A 2,315-nucleotide genomic window follows, 5' to 3' on the forward strand; every position below is an offset into this window, starting at 1 on the left:
ATAGATTCTAAATTATCAATTTCTTGTTCAGAACAACCTCTAAATTCAGAAGTTATTTGAGGATAATCTTTTAAAAAGTTTTTAGATTCTTCTAGATACATTTATTTTTCGTAATTACCGCTAACGCCAAATATATGAATCGGAGCAAGGCAAAACAGCCTGAACCAATTGATCTATCTGCGCATTTTTATTTCTTATTTAATTTATAAAAATCCAGCGCCATCGTAAAAAGGAAATGACTTTTCGATCTAGCGCTTAACTTTTGCTCTGATTTCATATATAATGTTGTAGAGCGTTTTTATTCGCGTTGTTCTTCGTGTTCACGAGCTAATTCCACAAGCATATTTTCAAAATCCACATATTGGAATTCAAACTCGTCATAAACCTCGTGATCCCAAAGTACAATTTGATAATTATTATTTAGACATTCAGTTGTCGTGTCAAAACATAACAATCCCCAATCACTCCAACTCGCAAATGGAATACGTCCAGTTTCGATTAAATCTTCTGCTGGGTAACCGTCAAAAATCATCTCCATTATTTTAGCTCTCCAAGTATTGATCGGATGAGCACAGAATGAACATTCGCCTATGTATAAATCATAGAAATGTTTGTGTTTAAGAAACTGCTTATAACTTTCAGGTAGCTTATGTCCAATTTCTTTTTCTAATTCCACCAATTCTATGTCTGTAACTGTACTTGGAATGGGGAACCAATTATTCCATTCTTGATTTTTGTCCGAATCTTTTTCCGCCATTTCAGGCTCAATTCTTATCGGTAACGAATTTATTTCCAACGAAACTATTTCGTCAAGATATTTGTCAATTATTTTTTTCAAATTTTTATTTTCAATGCTCTACAACGTTTAATATATGTGTCGTAGCAGGACAAAATGTTACTCTGTTTTCGACAAAAACTGCGCATTGATTGCTAACTTTTACTTTCTGCAAGCATTGCGCCTTACCAAAAAAAACAAGAACTATTCGATTGATTACCTAGCTGCTATGAGCACATATATAGTGTTATCTACTTTTTTATTTTGCTACAAATTTATCCACTTTAATTACATCTTCCAGCTGTAATTCCCAAAAGGTTGCTTGAATTTTCTTTTCTTGAAAAGGTAAAGTGTAATACTCTAAGTCAAAATTCATGTCAAAAACCTTTTCCCAACTCTTCTCAATTTGATTTTTCTCCGCTTTTGATAATTTCTCAAACTCGTCATTACCACGTCTTTTTTCGTATTCATTAGCCTCTATTTCAGAGTCTGCTATATAATCTTTATAACTAAGTGACCAATGCCATAAAACAAAATCTGACAACAAAATATCTTTCTGGTCTTTTTCGATTTCTATTCGATAACCAACAGTTCCATTTGGTAAATAACCAGATCTCCTTAAATCAGGTTTTCTTTTACTGGAATCAAAATGTTGGTACCAAGCCCATACAGGAAATTGATTTGTTTTTTCAGGTTTACCGATGCGATTACTCATTTGACTTTTCATCCATTCGTATCCAGTCTTGAAATCAGGTTCAACAAATTCCTCTCTCGGAATTAAAATTCCATTCTCTGTAAGCTCATTCCATCCACTTTCATTTTGTATTGTCCAGAGTTTGATTTTCATTCAGTGAATTGTAGATAACGTTAAATATAACAAACGTTGCTGACCTAAAGGGCAGCTATGTTTTGTTATATAGTGTTAGCATCTTTTTTTAGTTTTCTATTAATATTTTCGAAATATTTTTCTTGTCATACGAGTGTTGAAAGACTGTAATTGTGTCAATCGGAGATTCGTTAGTGTAATAACTCAAAGTACTCGTCACATATATTTTGTCAGATGTTAGACTGTCAATTCTTGAATTCTGAAGGCGGGCAGATGAATGATTTTTATTTTCTACTCGAATCAAATATTGTTTATTGAACCAATTATTATATCCATCATCTTCTCTGTGCTCATAGAATTTCATTCGTTGACCTTTTACATCAATTTCAATAGTGTCAACTGCTTGTCCACCAAATGATGTTTTTCCAAAATCAATATGACAGTATTTTCCAATTAAAGTACGATCAAGTTTATCCGTCTCATAATATCTAATATTTGAACCATCTTGAGCCATTAAGTAAGAGAAAAAGAATGTCCCGATTATAGTTAATACAAATTTTCTTTTCATTTCGTAATTCTAATTGATGCTAACGTTAAGTGTATGTTTTGTTTGGTGATAATCGTTTGCGTAGCGATAGCGAAGACAAACTATTTGCCAAATGAAATATACACAGTGTTGTGTGCTTTATACTTTTTAATTTAGTTTTCGTAAAA

General features: G+C 32.1%; 3 protein-coding genes. All 3 read right to left on the reverse strand.

The features are described from left to right. Positions 1-298: 298 nt before the first annotated feature. Positions 299-757, reverse strand: coding sequence for an SMI1/KNR4 family protein (locus tag ACFSR1_RS08165; RefSeq protein WP_378291427.1), 459 nt, complete (start codon positions 755-757; stop codon positions 299-301). A 277-nt stretch (positions 758-1,034) separates the two neighbouring features. Then, positions 1,035-1,622, reverse strand: a complete 588-nt coding sequence (locus ACFSR1_RS08170) for a DUF3841 domain-containing protein (protein WP_378291429.1) — start codon at positions 1,620-1,622, stop codon at positions 1,035-1,037. 88 nt (positions 1,623-1,710) lie between these two features. Then, on the reverse strand, positions 1,711-2,169 hold the full coding sequence (locus ACFSR1_RS08175) for a hypothetical protein (RefSeq protein WP_378291431.1): 459 nt from the start codon (positions 2,167-2,169) through the stop codon (positions 1,711-1,713). Between the last annotated feature and the right edge of the window lie 146 nt (positions 2,170-2,315).

It is taken from the genome of Aquimarina rubra, from assembly GCF_042684305.1.
GTDB classification, from domain to species: Bacteria; Bacteroidota; Bacteroidia; order Flavobacteriales; family Flavobacteriaceae; genus Aquimarina; species Aquimarina rubra.